The sequence below is a fragment of the Streptomyces sp. NPDC031132 genome, from assembly GCF_055570595.1.
In genome coordinates this window covers 1-1,193 of the sequence record NZ_JBVIGX010000091.1, presented here as the reverse complement: position 1 = coordinate 1,193, position 1,193 = coordinate 1, and the positions used below count along the sequence as shown (strand labels likewise).

The following is a 1,193-nucleotide window of genomic DNA, read 5'->3' as shown; positions in this document are numbered from 1 at the left end:
CCCGCCGCCCTGGCCTTCGCCGATCTCGCCATGCCCGCAGAGCTGCTGGCCGCCCTCGGCTCGGAGGGCGTGACCGTGCCCTTCCCGATCCAGGGCGCGACCCTGCCGAACTCCCTCGCGGGCCGTGACGTGCTCGGCCGCGGCCGGACCGGATCCGGCAAGACCCTGGCGTTCGGCCTCGCCCTGCTGGCCCGCACCGCCGGGCAGCGCGCCGAGCCCCGCCGGCCGCTGGCCCTGGTCCTCGTCCCCACCCGCGAGCTGGCCCAGCAGGTGACGGACGCCCTCGCCCCGTACGCCCGCTCCGTGAAGCTGCGCCTGACCACGGTCGTCGGCGGCATGTCCATCGGCAAGCAGGCCGGCGCGCTGCGCGGAGGCGCGGAGGTCGTCGTGGCCACGCCGGGTCGGTTGAAGGACCTGATCGACCGTGGTGACTGCCACCTGGACCAGGTCGCGATCACCGTCCTCGACGAGGCCGACCAGATGGCGGACATGGGCTTCATGCCGCAGGTCACCGCCCTGCTCGACCAGGTGCGCCCCCAGGGCCAGCGGATGCTGTTCTCCGCCACCCTGGACCGCAACGTCGACCTGCTGGTGCGGCGCTACCTGACCGACCCGGTCGTGCACTCGGTGGACCCCTCGGCCGGTGCGGTGACGACGATGGAGCACCACGTACTGCACGTCCACGGCGCCGACAAGCAGCGGACGACGACGCAGATCGCGGCGCGCGAAGGCCGGGTGATGATGTTCCTCGACACCAAGCACGCCGTCGACCGCCTGACCGAACACCTGCTCAGCAGCGGAGTACGGGCCGCCGCGCTGCACGGCGGGAAGTCGCAGCCCCAGCGCACCCGGACCCTCGCCCAGTTCAAGACCGGACACGTCACCGTGCTGGTCGCGACCAACGTGGCGGCGCGCGGCATCCACGTCGACAACCTCGACCTCGTCGTGAACATCGACCCGCCGACCGACCCCAAGGACTACCTCCACCGCGGCGGACGCACCGCCCGCGCCGGCGAGTCCGGCAGCGTCGTCACCCTGGTCACCCCCGGCCAGCGCCGCGACATGACCCGTCTGATGGCCGCCGCCGGGATCACCCCGCAGACCACCCAGGTCCGTCCGGGCGAAGAGGCCCTGAACCGCATCACCGGCGCCCAGGACCCCTCCGGGATTCCGGTCACCATCACCGCACCGGT

1 protein-coding gene is annotated in these 1,193 nt (G+C 73.0%); it reads left to right on the top strand.

Features of this window, described 5'->3' with window-relative positions:
• A partial coding sequence (locus ACZ49B_RS39160; protein WP_468316104.1) for a DEAD/DEAH box helicase occupies positions 1 to 1,193 on the top strand: 1,193 nt, incomplete at both ends.